At 64.3% G+C, this 16,164-nt stretch carries 15 protein-coding genes; 8 read left to right on the top strand and 7 right to left on the bottom strand.

Annotated elements, in window-relative coordinates; all coding sequences use genetic code 11:
• Both BO1_RS24525 and BO1_RS24530 read left to right on the top strand, forming a co-directional pair.
• Entirely contained in the window at positions 1-1,008 is a 1,008-nt protein-coding gene (locus BO1_RS24525) for a glutathione S-transferase family protein (RefSeq protein ID WP_028219804.1), read from the top strand.
• Positions 1,009-1,063: 55 nt separating this feature from the next.
• Complete coding sequence (locus BO1_RS24530) at positions 1,064-1,513, top strand: VOC family protein (protein WP_028219805.1); 450 nt, start codon at positions 1,064-1,066, stop codon at positions 1,511-1,513.
• 99 nt (positions 1,514-1,612) lie between these two features.
• Here the strand turns inward: BO1_RS24530 and BO1_RS52610 are convergent, their stop codons facing one another.
• The 7 genes from BO1_RS52610 to BO1_RS24565 are packed head-to-tail and all read right to left on the bottom strand — an operon-like array spanning position 1,613 to position 9,024.
• Positions 1,613-2,308 (bottom strand): energy transducer TonB, encoded by a 696-nt coding sequence (locus BO1_RS52610; RefSeq protein ID WP_167338386.1) that lies wholly within the window; start codon positions 2,306-2,308, stop codon positions 1,613-1,615.
• On the bottom strand, positions 2,295-2,729 hold the full coding sequence (locus BO1_RS24540; protein WP_028219806.1) for an ExbD/TolR family protein: 435 nt from the start codon (positions 2,727-2,729) through the stop codon (positions 2,295-2,297). The genes BO1_RS52610 and BO1_RS24540 overlap by 14 nt, the downstream gene beginning before the upstream one ends.
• Complete coding sequence (gene exbB / locus BO1_RS52615) at positions 2,729-3,502, bottom strand: tonB-system energizer ExbB (protein ID WP_052409590.1); 774 nt, start codon at positions 3,500-3,502, stop codon at positions 2,729-2,731. Before exbB ends, BO1_RS24540 begins: the two co-directional genes overlap by 1 nt.
• Positions 3,499-4,377 carry a metallophosphoesterase gene (locus BO1_RS52620; protein ID WP_052409591.1) on the bottom strand — a complete coding sequence of 293 codons (879 nt, stop codon included), beginning with the start codon at positions 4,375-4,377 and terminating at the stop codon, positions 3,499-3,501. Before BO1_RS52620 ends, exbB begins: the two co-directional genes overlap by 4 nt.
• Positions 4,378-4,405: 28 nt before the next feature.
• Entirely contained in the window at positions 4,406-5,755 is a 1,350-nt protein-coding gene (locus tag BO1_RS24555; RefSeq protein ID WP_084688168.1) for an MFS transporter, read from the bottom strand.
• A 3-nt stretch (positions 5,756-5,758) separates the two neighbouring features.
• On the bottom strand, positions 5,759-6,544 hold the full coding sequence (locus BO1_RS24560) for a tyrosine-protein phosphatase (protein ID WP_167338387.1): 786 nt from the start codon (positions 6,542-6,544) through the stop codon (positions 5,759-5,761).
• 23 nt (positions 6,545-6,567) lie between these two features.
• On the bottom strand, positions 6,568-9,024 hold the full coding sequence (locus BO1_RS24565; protein WP_043286280.1) for a TonB-dependent receptor: 2,457 nt from the start codon (positions 9,022-9,024) through the stop codon (positions 6,568-6,570).
• A 221-nt stretch (positions 9,025-9,245) separates the two neighbouring features.
• On the opposite strand from BO1_RS24565, the gene BO1_RS56510 reads away from it, so the two are divergent.
• From BO1_RS56510 to BO1_RS24595, 6 genes are all read left to right on the top strand, one after another.
• On the top strand, positions 9,246-10,478 hold the full coding sequence (locus tag BO1_RS56510) for a helix-turn-helix domain-containing protein (RefSeq protein WP_281179198.1): 1,233 nt from the start codon (positions 9,246-9,248) through the stop codon (positions 10,476-10,478).
• Positions 10,479-11,173: 695 nt separating this feature from the next.
• Entirely contained in the window at positions 11,174-12,265 is a 1,092-nt protein-coding gene (locus tag BO1_RS24575) for a porin (protein ID WP_407669998.1), read from the top strand.
• 478 nt (positions 12,266-12,743) lie between these two features.
• A complete protein-coding gene (locus tag BO1_RS24580) occupies positions 12,744-13,613 on the top strand; it encodes a branched-chain amino acid ABC transporter permease (RefSeq protein WP_028219812.1) in 870 nt (289 codons plus the stop codon).
• Complete coding sequence (locus BO1_RS52630) at positions 13,610-14,623, top strand: branched-chain amino acid ABC transporter permease (RefSeq protein ID WP_052409592.1); 1,014 nt, start codon at positions 13,610-13,612, stop codon at positions 14,621-14,623. The genes BO1_RS24580 and BO1_RS52630 overlap by 4 nt, the downstream gene beginning before the upstream one ends.
• Complete coding sequence (locus BO1_RS24590; RefSeq protein WP_028219813.1) at positions 14,616-15,383, top strand: ABC transporter ATP-binding protein; 768 nt, start codon at positions 14,616-14,618, stop codon at positions 15,381-15,383. Before BO1_RS52630 ends, BO1_RS24590 begins: the two co-directional genes overlap by 8 nt.
• The gene (locus BO1_RS24595) at positions 15,367-16,074 is read left to right on the top strand and encodes an ABC transporter ATP-binding protein (RefSeq protein WP_028219814.1); all 708 of its coding nucleotides are present in this window, start codon (positions 15,367-15,369) and stop codon (positions 16,072-16,074) included. Before BO1_RS24590 ends, BO1_RS24595 begins: the two co-directional genes overlap by 17 nt.
• Positions 16,075-16,164 lie beyond the last annotated feature (90 nt).

The raw sequence follows: 16,164 nt of genomic DNA on the forward strand, positions 1-16,164 counted from the left end.
ATGGGCCTTCTTGTCAACGGCCAGTGGGTAGATCGCTGGTATGAAACCCAATCGACCCAGGGCCGCTTCGTGCGCAAGGACGCAGCGTTCCGCAACTGGATCACGGCGGACGGCTCCGCCGGTCCTGACGGACACGCAGGCTTCAAGGCCGAGGCTGGTCGCTACCACCTCTACGTGAGCCTCGCGTGCCCCTGGGCGCATCGCACGCTGATCGTGCGTGCGCTGAAGGGTCTCGAATCGATGATCAGTGTCTCGGTGGTTCACTGGTTGATGCTCGAGAACGGCTGGACCTTCGCGCCGGGCCCCGAAGTGGTGCCCGACGCCGTGAACGGCGTGCAATTCATGCATCAGCTGTACACGTCCGCCGATCCGGACTACACCGGCCGCGCCACGGTGCCCGTGCTTTGGGACAAGCGTGAAAAGACCATCGTCAGCAACGAATCGTCTGAAATCATCCGGATGTTCAATACGGCTTTCGACGGACTCGGTGCACTACCCGGCGACTACTATCCCGCGGAACTGCGTGCCGAGATCGACGCGATCAACCGCCGCGTATACGACACCGTCAATAACGGGGTCTACAAAGCCGGCTTCGCAACGACCGAAGAAGCGTACCTCGAAGCGGTTCATCCGCTCTTCGACACGCTCGACTGGCTCGAGGCGCGGCTCGCGAAGCAGCGCTTTCTGGTCGGCAATACATTGACCGAAGCCGATATCCGCCTCTTCACAACGTTGATTCGCTTCGACGCCGTGTACGTGGGTCACTTCAAGTGCAACCTGCGGCGCATTGCCGACTACCCGAACCTGTCCGCCTACACGCGGGACATTTATCAATGGCCGGGCGTTGCCGGGACAACCGACTTCCAGCACATCAAACGGCACTACTACGAAAGCCACCGCAGCATCAATCCGACCGGCATCGTGCCATTCGGACCGGTGCTCGATTTCCTCGCGCCGGCGAACCGTGCGCATCTCGCGAACGGCGACATCGACTCAACGGCTGCGTAACACCGATCGAGTCCGTCCGCGACGGACTCGAAATCCTGTCAATGGACTTCCGACCATGAACACATCTCAAACATCCCTGCCGGAGGTCGGCAAACTTCGTCTGAACAACTTCGCACTGGCCGTTGGCGATCTCGATCGCATGGTGAGCTGGTACGTCAAGGTCCTGGGTTTCGAAGTGACGGAGCGCGGTCGATTCGATGCGGTTGGCGCCGCTTACGCCATGCTCGACGGCATGGGCTTCCGGCTTGAACTGATATCGCGCCCGGGCACACGCAACAAGCGACCTGTCGACCGTACGGTGCCGCCCGACCACCTCGACGTGCTTGGCTGGAAGGCCCTGGTTCTGGAGACGCAGGACCTTCCCGTCACAACCGCGGCGCTCTCCGAACAAGGCGTGGATATCGTGTGGGCTGAACTGCCCCTGTCGCCTGCCATGCAATCGACGATGATTCGCGATCCTGAGGGCAATCTGATCAATATCTTCGGCTCGCCCGGGCACAGCTGAAAACTGAAGAAGGCGCGGAGCCTTACCGCGACAAAAGCCAAAATCCAGACTGGCGCGTAGCCGTGCAAACGGCACGCGCCCCTTTCACCGCCATTCGCGTCAATCCAGTCGAAACTCGACATGGATCCTGTGATGCGCCTGACGCACCGGCACGCCGTTGTGCGTCGCCGGCCGGTATCGCGCGGCTTGCAGATAGTTGCGCGCCGACTCGACGAAGTCGTCCCCACCTTCGACAGACACCGGTTGGCAATCGGACGTCGATCCATCCGCTTCGATCGCACAGTCAAAGTCCACGCTGCCCTCGTGCTCCTGATCCCGCATCCGGGGTGGATAGACGAGTGGCTTGCCGGCGATCGGCCTCGCGCTAACCTCCGTGTCCGGAACGGACGGCGCCGTCGCAGCTGGCGCTGCCGCAGGCACCGGCACGGCCGTCGAAGGCGGCCCGGCCGTCTGCGTCGGTTGCGCGGGGGCAAACGGCGCGGGCTGCACCGGTGTCGGCTGCGGGGCCGCCCGGCGCGGCTCGATGGCAGGCCGTGGCGGCGCTGCCGCCGGCAGCTTCGGCGCCGGCTTGGCCACCGCCCTGGGCACCGGCTTCGGCGGGGGCACCGGGACCGGCGGCGGTGGCGGCGGAGCGATCATCTGGATGTCGATCGTCCTCGGCGGCGCCTCGACCGCGGGGCGGCCCGCATGCATCAACGCCAGCAGAAGCAGCGCATGACACAGAATCGAGCCGGCAAGCACGCTGGCGCGCATGGATCGGATCTCCCGCAACGAAGCGACGTCAATGCTCAACATCCTCGGCCACCAGTCCAACCTTGTCATAACCTGCATCCTGAAGACGGTTCATCACATCCATCAGCTTTCCATACATCAAGCGTTGATCGCAGCGCACGAAGATCCGCTGCGAGCGATCGCCCTTCGCGGCCCGCGTCACTTCGGCCACCAGATTCGCGGCATCCACGTGACGCTCGCCGATGAACAGCGAGCCGTCTTTCTGCAGCGAAACGTAGACGGGTTCGACGGGCGGCGGAGGCGGCGCCTTGTCGGTGGCCGGCGGCAGATCCACCGGCACGCTGACCGTGGCGAGCGGCGCGGCGACCATGAAGATGATGAGCAGCACGAGCATCACGTCAACGAACGGCGTGACGTTCATTTCCGCGTTCTGCTGATACGCATGGCGCTTGATGGGGCCGTTGCCCCCGACGGTCATGCCCATTATCCGATCACCTCCATCTCGCGCGACACGATGGTGGACAGTTCGCCCTGGAAGCTGTCGAGCGTGCCGGTGATCTGGCTGATCTGGCGCGCGAACTTGTTGTAGATCATCACGGCCGGAATCGCCGCGAACAGCCCGATTGCGGTGGCGAGCAACGCTTCGGCAATCCCGGGCGCGACGACCGACAGGCTCGTCGCGTGGCTCGCCGCAATGCCGATGAAGCTGTTCAGGATGCCCCACACCGTGCCGAACAGGCCGATGAACGGCGCCGTCGAGCCGATCGTCGCGAGGATGCCCATCGAGCGCGACAGTTCCTGCATTTCACGCTCCTGAGCGAGCGTCGCGGCCACGACCATGCGCGACATCAGATTGTCTGCCTGATGCGGCGTGATCGCCGCGCCGCGGCGATTGGCCTGGAACATGTCCCATTCCTCCTTCGCGACATGCCACATCTTGCCGACTGGCGAAGGTGCAACGTCCGCGGTCCGCTTCGCAATGTCCTCGACCGCCCGCACGCCACGAATGCTCGCGATGAACTGGCGCGAGCGCCGTTGCGCGCGCCCGAGCACGACCGACTTCTCCGCCATGACCGCCCAGGTGACGACCGAGCACAAGATGAGAAACAGCATCACGCTCTGCACGAGCATGTCGGCGTGGCGGAACATCTCGATGACGTTCAGGTGCGGCACCGGCGCCAGCTCCGTCTGCGCATGCGCGCACGTGGATGCCACAGCCGCCAGCACGGCGGCGAATACTTGATCGCTACGCTTCATTTCAGTACTCCTTGAGAAAGGTTGAGCTCAGGGGCCTGCATCGATTCGACCAGCTTCTCCAGATGCTCGGCGTATGGCGGGCGCAGCGTGGAGAACGCGTCGCTGGCCGGAATCAGGTGGCTCGTGATCCGCGCATCGGCATAGCGGTGCAGGTACATCGTCGGGGCCTCGAAGGCCAGCGTGACGTCGAGGCGGGTCCAGTCGAGGCTCATATGCGCCTGATACCCGCAGGCGGCCGGCCCGACGAGCAGCGGGATGCCCTGCGTCGTGGTCGACGCGCTGCGGTGCGTATGTCCGGCCATGATGCCGATGATGTTGTCGTGCGTGCCGAGCGTATCGAGCAGCGCGTGATACCAGTCGCCGCCCTTCTCGAAGAATTCGAGCTGGGAAAGGCCATCGATCGGCGGGTGATGCAGCGCGACGAGGGTCGGGCGACCGCGGTGCGCGGCGAGGTCGTCCGCGAGCCACGCGAGCCGCTCGTCGCAGAAGTGTCCCGCTATCTTGCCTTCCTGCAGCGTGTCGAGCACCAGCAGATCGAGATCGCCGAGATTCACGCGGTATTGCACGAATGCGCCGCGCTGCGCCAGACAGGGCGCGTTGCCGAACACTTCGAGGAAATTGGCACGATTGTCGTGATTGCCGAGCGCCAGATACGCCGGAACGTCGATTTCGTCCAGCATGGCACGCAGCGCGGCGTATTCTGCCACGCTGCCGTGATCCGCCAGATCGCCGGTCAGCACGACGGCGCGCGGTTTCGGTTCGAGCGCGCCGACCCGGCTCAGTGCGTGCGCCACATACTGCGTATTGTCGGTGCCGTTGTGGCCCAGCGTGCCGGGTTCGACGACGTGAAGATCGGTCAACTGAACGATGAACATGGTGGGTGTGCGGGAATATGGTGAGTGGTTATTGAAGGACTTCGCCGGCATGGGCACATCCTTGCGCAATGCTGGCTTCTGGTTGGGCTGGCTCGATGCCGCGCGACAGCAGCAGCGACATGCCGGTGAAGATGGCAGGCAGCACCGCGAACGCGACACGCACGATCTCGTTGCCAGCCAGGCGGCCGTGCGCCGGATCGAAACCGAGGCGCGACAGTGTCCAGTAGATGATGCCTATCGCGACCGCGCCGGCGATCTTCTGCCCAAGCTGAAACACGGCGAATGAAGTGGCCGCGCTGTCGTCGCCGGTCTGGTTCGCATGACGGTGGATCTGATCGGCCAGCACGGAGCGCAGGATCATGTACTCGGCGCCCCACGTCAGGCCGCGCATGACCATGAACACGACGAGCGGCACCAGATGCCCGACCGGAATCAGCAGCGCGCAAAGCGGCACGAGCGTATCGATGACGAGCACGACCCGCAGCGCTTTCGACTTGCCGAGCCGGCGCGTCACGCGCAGCCACAGCGGAATCGACACGAGGCCCACCACCGTCTGCACGAGCAGCAGGCTGGTCGCCCAGCGGTCGAGGCGCAGTGCATAGACGACGAAAAACACGTAGAGGCCCGTATTCGCGGCTTCCGAGCAGCCGACCAGTGCGTTGAGCGCGCCCACTCGCAGGAAGTCCGGCTGCCTGAGCCAATGCGCGTAATGCCTGAGCGCGGCGGCGAAGCTTCGTGTGCGACGCGTGGCCGTGGCCTGCACCTCGGGCACGTACGCGAGCAGACCCACGACAGCCGCGGGCGTGAGCACGACATAGAGCAGCGCCAGCGCATGCAGCTGGCCCGCCATGCCGCGGTGCATGACGCGTTCGAGCGTGCTGGGCAGCAACGCCGTCAACGGTACCGCGGCGGCGGTCATCCACATCATCATCGCGACGATGCGCGAACGCTCGTGGTAGTCGTTCGAGATTTCCGCTCCCCATGCGTGATAGGGAATCAGGAACACCGTCACGCCGATGTAGAACACCGTCAGCGCACCGAGCAAATAAAGCGGCGTCACGGGGCGGGCCGGTGAAAACAGCAGCCAGATGCCGGCGACGAGCAGTGGCACGCTCGCGAACAGCCACGGACGCCGGCGGCCCCAGCGCGTGTGCGTGTGATCGCTCATCCAGCCCACCACGGGATCGATCAGCACATCGAGGAATCGCCCGAACATCAGGATCTGCCCGACGACCGCGAGGCCGAGCCCCAGCGTATCGGCGTAAAACGGCTGGATCAGGAAGGACAGCGGCACGAACAGCGAAGCCGAGACGAACGACGGCAGCCCCATCGACACCAGTTGCCGGTTCGTGAGCCTCGATAACGGTACGGTTCGCATAACTTACTCGCTTTGGCCGAGCAAGGACGCACGCAGCTTGTCGATGCCACGCCGGGCTTCGCTGTCTGCCGAGAGATACGCCTGCGCGCCGCCGAATTCCGCATCCGCCGTTTCCAGCGCCGCACGGATGTAGCGCTCGTCCGCACGCAGCAGCGGCATCGCCCGCTGCGCGTCGGCGGCCGTGTGCGAGGCGTCGGCATCCGGGCGTGCCGCGCGTCGCGCGGCCACGATGGCCTGCATCGCCGCATTCGATTTCAGATAGTCGGTGACGACCTGGTCCCGACCCACGCCGATCGCCTCCAGCAGCAGCGCGACGGCGATACCGGTCCGATCCTTGCCCGCAGTGCAATGGAGCAGGACAGGACCGCTGGCCGCACGCGCGACATGAACGACCACTTGCTGGAACTGCGCCTGACGATGGCGCACCAGATCGCGATACATGTCGATCATGAAGTCCGCGTCGAGCGCGTGCGGAGCCTCGGCGGGCGACTTGCCCTGCGCGCAGGGCAACTGGCTCGGGTGGAACTCGATCGCGATGCGCTCGATGCCGGGAGACAGCTCGCCCCCGCTTTCGCTAACCTCGTTCGCATCGCGAAGGTCGATCACCGTCTGCAGGCCGAGCGCGCGCAGCGCATCCCACTGCGGCGCGCCGCACCGCGACAGGTCGCTCGAGCGGTAAACGCAGCCGGAGCGCGTCACGAGATCGACACCGGCCGCATAGCCGCCGAGATCGCGGAAGTTCGGCACGGCAGCGCGTACCGTTTCTATCTGTTCGGAATCCGAATTCATATCGTTCATGGTAGTCAGTGTGATTACATTTCGTAGCGGAGTTGACCGATGATCATCCGCGGTTCGTTGGGTACGACCATGTAGGTCGAAGGATCGGCCACGAGCGACGGCCGTTGTCCCATCAGCGCGCCCTGGCGGTTGAACAGGTTGTGCACGAGCAGTGCCGCCGTCCAGTGCTGCGTCGGCCGGCCGAGCGCGATGCGGATGTCGAAGAGCGGCATCGCGTCGGCCTTCAGCTCGCTCGAATCGGACACCTCCGTGTAGTAGGAGGACTTGTAGGTGCCCGTAAAGGCCGCGCTGAATTCGAAGCCGGGCTGGAACGTCGTGTGGTATTCGACGGTGCCGGAAAAGCTGCTCGGGGGCGCATTCAGGAGCGGGTGGCCGGACAGGTTCTGGCTGCACACCGACGATTTCGACGCGAGCAGCTGGTCGATCGAACAGGGTGCGTTGTCGAAATTGGTGTAGTGCGCGTCGAGATACGCGTAATCGGCGCTCAGGTTCCAGTGGGAAGTCACATGCCAGTGCGTGCCCAGCTCGATCCCTTGCGACACCGCGCCGGCCGCGTTCATCGTGTCCGTGGTGCCTTCGGCGTTGATCGCCGACACCTGCAAGTCGCGAAACTGCGTACGGAACAGCGCCGCCGACACGTCGGCCGGACCGAGCTGGGTTTTCGTGCCGAGCTCGAAGGCCAGCGCCTTCTCGGGGCCGAAATCGTTGAGCGTGGAAACCGACGTTCCCGGCGCATAACCGCCCTGCTTGAAGCCGGTTTGCACGACACCGTAGACGAGCGTAGCCGGACGCGGGCGATACTCGAGCCGCACGGACGGCGTGACGGAATCCTCCGTCTCCGACTGATTGATGGCGGGCGTGCCGGCCGGGCTGAAGATCGTGTTGTAGACGCTGCTGTAGGTCTTCGAAAGCAGCTGTGCGATGGTGAGGCCCGGCGCCACGAGCGCATTCGGCTTCGGCAGCACGCTGCTCAGGCTGGCCACGGAACCGAGCGGCAAGCCGTTCGCATCGGTCGGGTCGAAATACTGATTCATGGCGACCGAGTCCTGCGAGAACCGCAAGCCGCCGACAATCGTCCACGCCGGCTGGAAGCGATAGCTCGCCTCGCCGAACAGCGCCCATGAATGCGAGTCCTCGCTGAAGCCATTACCGGGCGTCACGACCGTATTCGCGGTCGCGAGGCCGGCTGCGTTGGGCAGCAGGGCCGCCGGTATGCCGCGCGCGAGCAGCGCGCTCTGGATGGCGTTGCCAACGCTCGCGAAATTCAGCGCGCTGTAGCCGGTGTAGCTCAGCGTAGTCTGATCCGCGTAGAAGCCGGTGATGAAGCGAAACGGCTGGTCGTCCGGCGACGCAAGGCGAACTTCGATGTTCTTCGTCGCGAGGGTCATCGGATCGTTCTGGACGATCGTGTTGATCGGCAGTGCGTCCGCATAGCTGATGCGGTTGTCGAAGTGCGAATAGCCCGCGGTCGCCGAAAGCGTGTAGCCGGAATCGAAGCGATAGCTCGCGTTCAGCGCGCCGAGCCATGCGAACGGCCCCTGCGTGTTGTCCACGTCGAAGAGGCCCGTCTGGTTCGAAATCTGGCGATAGAGCTGGCCGCTCGGAATGCCCTGAAAGGCGGGGTTCGCGAGATCCTTGGGGCCGATATATTGCAGCTCGCGGCTCAAGCCCAGTTCCTGATCGTCGAGGAGCTCGAGCTTGCCGGTCAACTTGAACTGCGAGTTCGGATGCAGATCGAGCGTCAGGCGCCCGGCGTTCGTGTTGTAGCCGCCGCCGTCGTAGTGGTCCGGCGTTTCGTTCTCGATATAGCCGTCGCTCTGCCGGTGGTAGGCGGCAATGCGCATGCTCAGCACGGGCGAAAGCGGCCCCGAGAGGACAGCCGTCTCCTCCGTCGAGGCATACGAGCCATAGCTTGCCTGAACGTATCCGGTCCAGTAGTCGGTCGGGCGCGCGGTCTCTATGTTGATCACGCCAGCGATCGTGTTCTTGCCGAACAGCGCGCCCTGGGGCCCGCGCAGCACTTCGACGTGGTCGAGATCGTACAGCGGGAACATCGCGTCGCGCGCCTTCGGCAGATAGACGCCATCGACATAGACACCGACCGAGCTTTCGAGCGTATCGCCGCCCGCGGTCCCAAGACCGCGGATCGTGATGATGTCGACGTCGCTCTCCTTCGTGTACGTAAAGTTCGGTACGTAATTCGACAGTGTGGACAGGCTCTGGACCTGCTGCTGCTGGATGAACTTGCCAGACACGGCCGAGACGGACGCCGACACATCGCTGAGCTTTTGCTCGCGCTTTTGCGCGGTGACCACGATGTTCTCCGAATCGTCGGTTTTGGTTTCATCGGCGTTCGCACGCGCCGAACCGGCCATGGCGACGGCCCAGGCAATGGCGGTAACGGACAGCGTGACGGGGGCACAGCTGCGGCGATTGCGCCGCTTTCCGGATTGGGGTGCTGCCTTGAACACGATCACTCCTTGGGCATACGGACAGTTGCGAAGTGCCACGCACTTTAGCGGGCGATCGTGACGGCAATGTTACGGTTGTACCAAGTGCAAATTTCCCGCTAATCATAGAAAAACTCCTTAAATTCATGGCGATAGTTGATTTTTCGATACACTGAAGATACAGTTGCACCTAATTATTTCGCGCATCACGCGCGCCGATCTTTTCGCAAGGAGAACGGACGTTGGGGCTTCCACAGCAGACAGAAACCGTCAGCAAACTGATCGCAGCCGGAATGACGATCCTGGGCACGTCGGGCGAGACGGCCGTCACCATCAGAAATGTGGCGGCCGCGGCAGGCCTGTCCGCGCCCACGGTGCAGCGCCACTTCCCCGCCAAGGAGGATTTGCTGCTCGCCCTGCACGACGCCGCGCTCGAACGCGACGCCGCACGTATCGCCCAGCTCGGCACCGTGTTGCCGGCACTGGGACAGCGGGGAATGGAGGGGGCGCAGGCCATTGCCTGCGCGCTGATCGCCGACTCGTGCGGCGCGAATGCATCCGACACATTGGCGCGCGTGGCCGCGCTCGCCAGCATCGCCCGACGCGACGGCTCGCGATCGATGGCGCGTCGCTGGGCGAGCCGGCGCCGGGCGGTACTGGCCCAGGCCCTGGCCGGCACGGTTGCGGCGACGCGACGCGACGCGCGGTTCCTGCTCGAATACCTCACCGGCGTGGAGCTGCTTTCGCTCGGTTGCCGCCGGCATCCGATGATCCCGATCCTCAACGCCGAACTCGTGGAGCACGGCTTTCGCGTCGCCATCGGGCAGTCTCGCGCCCAATGCCCTGCCTGGTTCCGATATTGCGCATCACAGGTGCTACGCGAACGTCATCAGGAGAACCAGGCATCGCAAGGCGGCCGCACCGCGCACGCGCGCGACGTGATCCTCGCGGCCAGCTCGCGCATCCTCGCGGAGCACGGGCCGGCGGAATTGACCCATCGAGCCGTTGCGAAGGAAGCGCAGATTGCCCCCTCGCTGGTGAGCTACCACTTTCGTTCGAAGAACGATCTGCTATACGGCGCCTACCGCTACATTCACGACCGGTTCGCCACTGCCCCCGTCCCGGCGACGACCTCACCCACCCGCGCCACGCTGAACGTGGTGATCGATACGGGTGCGGGCGCGAAGCCAGCCTATGTGGCTTCGCTGGAAACCATCATCGCCGCGGCGTACGACAGCGAACTCGCGGACTTCGCGTGGCGCACGCGCATGACGCGAGGCGTCTACTATTTGCACCCGGAATGGAGCGATCAGGACGAACTCAACGCCACCGACTTCAGCGTCCATGCGTTTTCCGTGTGGACGGTCGGTGCGACGTTGCTGGCGCAGGCGTGCTGGACAGGGGAAAGACGGGAGCAGTGCCTGCACAGCCGCTTTGCGGAAGCCGAGCGACGGTTTTCGACGGGCCGGCTTTAGAAGGCGCCCTTGCCGTCTGGTGACGGAAACACCAACCCCCGCCGGCCATTCGATTGCACGCGTAGTCCTTCGCGATTCTGGTATCGATCGCGCGTATGAAAGCGCGGTCGATCCGGAAACGTTGATGCTGTGCCATAGCAGCATGTCCTTTGTTCGCCAGGACAATTCAAGGACGATTGATGCCATCAACTGGCGTGAACAGCACGGCGCACCAGAAACAGCAAGCCGTTGATTCGTAATGGCTTTATGCGTTCGATGCCAGGCCGCGAACGCCTGTGTACAGCTAGCATTTCCCCCAGGATGACACTTTCCGCACGCTCGTACAAAAATAACCTTCATCTGACAGACACCCCGGACGCCCTGGCAATCCCATCTGGTTCGTGGAGAGAGAATCGGTGAACGAGCATCGGCCTGAACTTGCAATCCGAAACCGTCTCGCGGCGCGCCGTCGTACTCGCGCGCGCCCGGCTCTCCTCACCGGCATGGCGTCCTTTCCCGATTTACTGCTGCAATCCCCGTAACGACGTTCACGTGACGCGTCGACACCGGCCTCGCGCTGCAAAGCCAGGCCGGCAACCCGCACGGATGGCGCCCCTGCGCCACGTCCGCGCGAACTGACGCGCCACGCCAGGCGGGGGGCGAATTCCGTTGAATCCCGTTGTTTCCAGGCCACGTCATTTAATCAGGATTCCATAATGCTAAATTGCAAGATGCTACGCAAGACATTGCTCGCCGCCGGACTCGCCGCCATGGGGATGACGGGCAGCGCCGCCTATGCGCAAAGCAGCGTGACGCTGTATGGCATCGTGGACGGCTCGCTGCTCTACACCAGCCACACGATGAACATGCAGACCGGCCAGAACGCTGGGCATCAGTTCTCGTTCACCGATAGCGGCATGACCGGTTCGAGCTTCGGCTTGCGCGGCGCGGAAGACCTCGGCGGCGGCATGCGTGCGGTCTTCATGCTCGAAAGCGGCATCAGCGTGGCGAACGGGCAGTTCGCCAATTCGAACGGCAACCTGTTCGGCCGCCAGGCATGGGTGGGCCTGGACAGTTCCTATGGCTCGCTCAAGGCCGGCCTCCAATACTCGCCGTTCTTTCTCTCGCTCTACGACACCGACCCGCGCGGCATGTCGTATTTCGGCAGCGCGCTCGTGAGCTACGTGAACAACGTCTATGTCACGGGCCTCTTCAACAGCAATTCGATCACCTATACGTCGCCGGAAATCTGGGGCCTGCAGGCGTCGGGCATGTTCGCGTTCGGCGGCGCGGCGGGCGACTTCCAGGCGGGCCGCCAGTACTCCGCGAGCCTGCGCTATCACCTGGGCGGCCTCACGCTCAGCGGCGCGCTCTATGACGGCAACGCGGGCGGGACCGCGGCCACCACGCCCGTGCCGAGCACCGTCGAGTTCGTGGGCCGCACCCTCGGCGCGAGCTATCGCTTCGAAAACAGCCTGACGATTTCGGCCTCGTACGCGCTCTACAAGGTCGCCCACTCGTTCGACAACAGCGTCTACTCGGGCGGCCTCAGCTACTTCGTCACGCCCTACCTCGATGTGAACGCAGGCGTCTACTACACGCGCGACGGCAACGAAGGCGCCAATCACTCGATCCTCGCCTCGAGCGGCGTGCAGTTCTTCCTCTCGAAGCGCACGACCCTCTATGGCCAGGTCGGCTACGTGAACAACCACGGACGCATGGACACGGGCCTGTCGATCAACAACGCGCTCTTCGAAGTGTCCGGCTCGACAGTGGGCGCGAGCATCGGCATCCGCCACATGTTCTGATTGGGGCACGGGCGGCCCGCGTGGTTCAGACGGGCCGCCCTGCGCGATCGCGTGCGCGAATCAGACCTTCATGCCGTGCCGATGACGATGGCGACCTTATTCTTGAAGCGCATCGTCGCTCACCTTCATTGTTGTTCGAGATAGATCCACCGAATCTGATTCGCAGAATTTATTTCTGCATAGTGGAATTTATAGAGACAATATTGGAGCGTCAAGGTGACGTCTCCGATCTCGGCACAAGGCGTTGCAGCGCTGCGCGCAATGTTATTTGGATAAGAAATTGCCGCCGTAATGGTCCGCGCGCATCGGTCTGGTACTTTCCCCAGGCTGACTGCACTGCAGAATTCATTGCCAAATTGAGCCTTGCCAATTTGCCAGGCAAGCCTGTCGCAAAGCAGAGCGCGGCAGTCCAATCTCCGTCCTTCACCCCGGCGCTCGATCGCGCCGTGCGCCGAAGGCACGTGTTCGGGAGGTCACGGTGGATCTGTTTTTGCAGCAGGTACTCAACGGCTTGACTCTCGGAGGCATCTACAGCCTCGTCGCGCTCGGCCTCACGCTCGTCTACGGCATCATGGCCGTGCCCAATTTCGCGCACGGCGCGTTCTACATGGTGGGCGCCTTCGCGGCCTTCTACCTGAGCACGCGCTTCGGGTTGGGGTACTGGAGCGCGATGGCCGCGGCCGCAGTGTGTGTGGGCGTGCTGGCCGTGCTCGCGGAACGCCTCGTCTTCTATCCGCTGCGCAATGCACCCGAGCTCGCGCCGATGATCGCCGCCATCGGCCTCATGCTGTTTCTCGAGGCCGCCGCGCAGGCGCTCTGGGGCACCGATTTCCATCGCATGTCGCCGCCATGGCCAGGCGTGCTCGACTGGGGCGGCGTGATCGCACCCATCCAGCGCCTGTTGATCATCGGCGGCGCGTTCGGCCTCGTGCTCGCGCTGCAACTGTTCCTGCACCACACCGTGGCGGGCTCGACGATCCTCGCGGTCGCGCAAAACCGCGAAGGCGCCGCGCTCATGGGCATCGATCCGCGCAAAGTGGGCATGGCCACCTTCGCGCTCTCCGGCGTGCTGGCCGCCGTGGCCGCCGCGCTCTACGCGCCGATCAACCTCATCTACCCCGCCATGGGTCAGTTAGTGATCCTCAAGGCCTTCGTCATCATCATCCTCGGCGGCATGGGCAGCGTGCCTGGCGCCGTGGTGGGCGGCCTCATCATCGGACTCGCCGAAAGCTTCGGCGCCTTCTACGTCTCGCCCGACTACCAGGACCTGATTGCCTTCGTCCTGCTCGTGGCGATCCTGTCGCTGCGCCCGCAAGGGCTCTTTTCGAGGGAGATGCGCGCATCATGACGAACCCGCCCAACTCGCCCAACACGCGCTATCTGGGCTGGATCGCGCTTTTCGTGCTCGGCGTGGCGCTGCCGTTTCTCGTACGAAACGACTATTCGCTCACGGTCATGTCCACGGCCTATATCTTCGCGCTCGCGACGGTCGGCCTCAACCTGCTCACCGGCTACACCGGCCAGTTCAATCTCGCGCATGGCGGCTTCATGGCGATAGGCGCCTATACGGTGGGCATTCTCACCGTCGACTACCAGGTGCCGTTCTGGGTTGCATTCGCGCTCGCGGGGGTCGTGAGCGGGGTGCTGGGCTTCTTCGTGGGCCTCATTTCGCTGCGCCTGAAAGGCAACTACTTCGCGATCTTCACGCTCTGCGTGGGCTACATCATCTTTCTCGTGATCGAGAAGTGGGACAGCCTCACGCATGGCGTGGTGGGCATCATCGGCATCGCCGCGCCACCCGATATCGGCCCGGTCTCGTTCGAAAGCCCGCGCGCGCTCTACTACCTCACGTTCGCGTTTCTCGCCGCCGGCATGTGGCTCATGCATCGCATCGTGAATTCGCTCGTGGGCCACACGTTCGTTGCGATCCGCAACAGTGAGCATCTGGCCCAGGCGCTGGGCATCGACCTCATGCGCAACAAGATGCTGGCGTTCCTCATCTCCACCTTCTATGCCGGCGTTGCGGGCGGTCTCTACGCGGGCTTCGTGCGTTTTCTCGGTCCCGATCTCGCCAGCATCGGCCACACCTTCGACATGACGATGTACATCGTGGTGGGCGGCATCGGCACGCTGGCGGGGCCGCTGCTGGGCGCGATCGCATTGCCGTGGCTCACGCAGTCGCTGCAGTTCATGCAGGACTATCGCTTTCTCGTGTTCGGCCCGCTGCTCATCGTGCTCCTGATCTTCCTGCCGCGCGGCTTTGTGGGCCTCTATCAGAGCGCGCGCAGCCGCAGCGCAGTGCGCCGCCTCCCGAGCACCACCGCGCGCCGCGCCACGAGCGGAGACGGCCATGCTTGAGATCTCCACCCTATCGAAACGCTTCGGAGGCCTCACCGCCGTGAGCGACGTGAGCACGCGCATCGAGGAAGGCTGCATCAACGCCATTATCGGCCCCAATGGAGCGGGCAAGACCACGTTCTTCAATCTGATCAGCGGCATGTACCGGCCCAGCACCGGCACGATCCGCCTGCGCGGCCAGGACGTGACCGGCCTGCGCGCCGACCAGATGGCGCGGCTCGGCGTGGCGCGCACGTTTCAGGCCACCGCGCTGTTCGAAACGGCTTCGGTGCTGGAGAACCTGATCGTGGGCCACCGCCTGCGCACGCGCTCGGGGCTCTGGGACGCGCTGCTGCGCACGCGTCGCTGCAAGGCCGAAGAGCGCATCTGCCGCGACAAGGCGCGAGAGGCGCTCGACTTCGTCGGGCTCGCCCACCTCGAGGCGCGCCCCGCGGGCGGCATCACCCAGGAAGAGCGCAAGCGCGTGGCCGTCGCGCTGGCGCTGGCGACCGATCCCGCGCTCCTGCTGCTCGACGAGCCCGCGGGCGGCGTGAACCCCGAAGAGACCGACGGCCTCGCGGCGCTGATCCGCAAGATCGCGCGGCGCGGCATGACCGTGTGCCTCGTCGAGCACAAGATGAGCATGATCATGAATCTCGCGGACAAGATCATGGTGCTCGACCACGGCGAGAAGATCGCCGAGGGCACCCCCGCTGAGATCCGCAAAGACCAGGCGGTGATCGACGCCTATCTCGGGAGCGACCATGCTGACGTTCAATGATGTGAGCCTCGACTACGGCGGTTTTCGCGCGCTTCACGGCATCACGCTGCATGCGGGCGAAGGCGAGCTCGTGGTGCTGCTGGGTGCGAACGGCGCGGGGAAGAGCTCGATTTTTCGTGCCGCCAGCGCGCTCACGCGCGCGAGTGCGGGCCATATCCGCCTGAAGAATGTCGATCTGGTCGGCAAGTGTCCCGCCGATGTGGTGCGCGCAGGCGTGATCCACTGCCCCGAGGGCCGCAAGCTCTTTCCGGCCATGTCGGTGCTGAAGAATCTGATGCTGGGCGCGTATCTGCATCGGCGCGACCGCGTGGGCAATCGCAAGCGGCTGGACGAAGTGCTCGAGCTCTTTCCCGATCTCGTCGGCCGCAAGGACGATCCGGCGGGCTCGCTCTCCGGCGGCCAGCAGCAGATGGTCGCGATCGGCCGCGCGCTCATGAGCCGCCCGCGCGTGCTGCTGCTCGACGAGCCCTCGCTCGGCCTCGCGCCGCTCGTGGTCAAGCAGACCTTCGAGGTGATCCAGCGCATCAACCGCGCCGGCACCACGGTGCTGCTCGCGGAGCAGAACGCGCATGCGGCGCTCAAGATCGCGCATCGTGCCTATGTGGTGGAGTCGGGGCGCGTGGTGCTCGAAGGCACCTACGAGAGCCTCGCCGGCAACGAAGCGGTGCGCCGAGCCTACGTAGGCGGCTAAATTCCCCGCGGCCCGTGCTGCATGCGGTGCAGCGCGGCGTCTTTCAGGCTGATCCAGCAAGCAGCCACAGTGCTTCGCAGATCTCAACAG

Origin of the sequence: Paraburkholderia oxyphila NBRC 105797, assembly GCF_000685075.1 — a bacterium.
GTDB classification, from domain to species: domain Bacteria; phylum Pseudomonadota; class Gammaproteobacteria; order Burkholderiales; family Burkholderiaceae; genus Paraburkholderia; species Paraburkholderia oxyphila.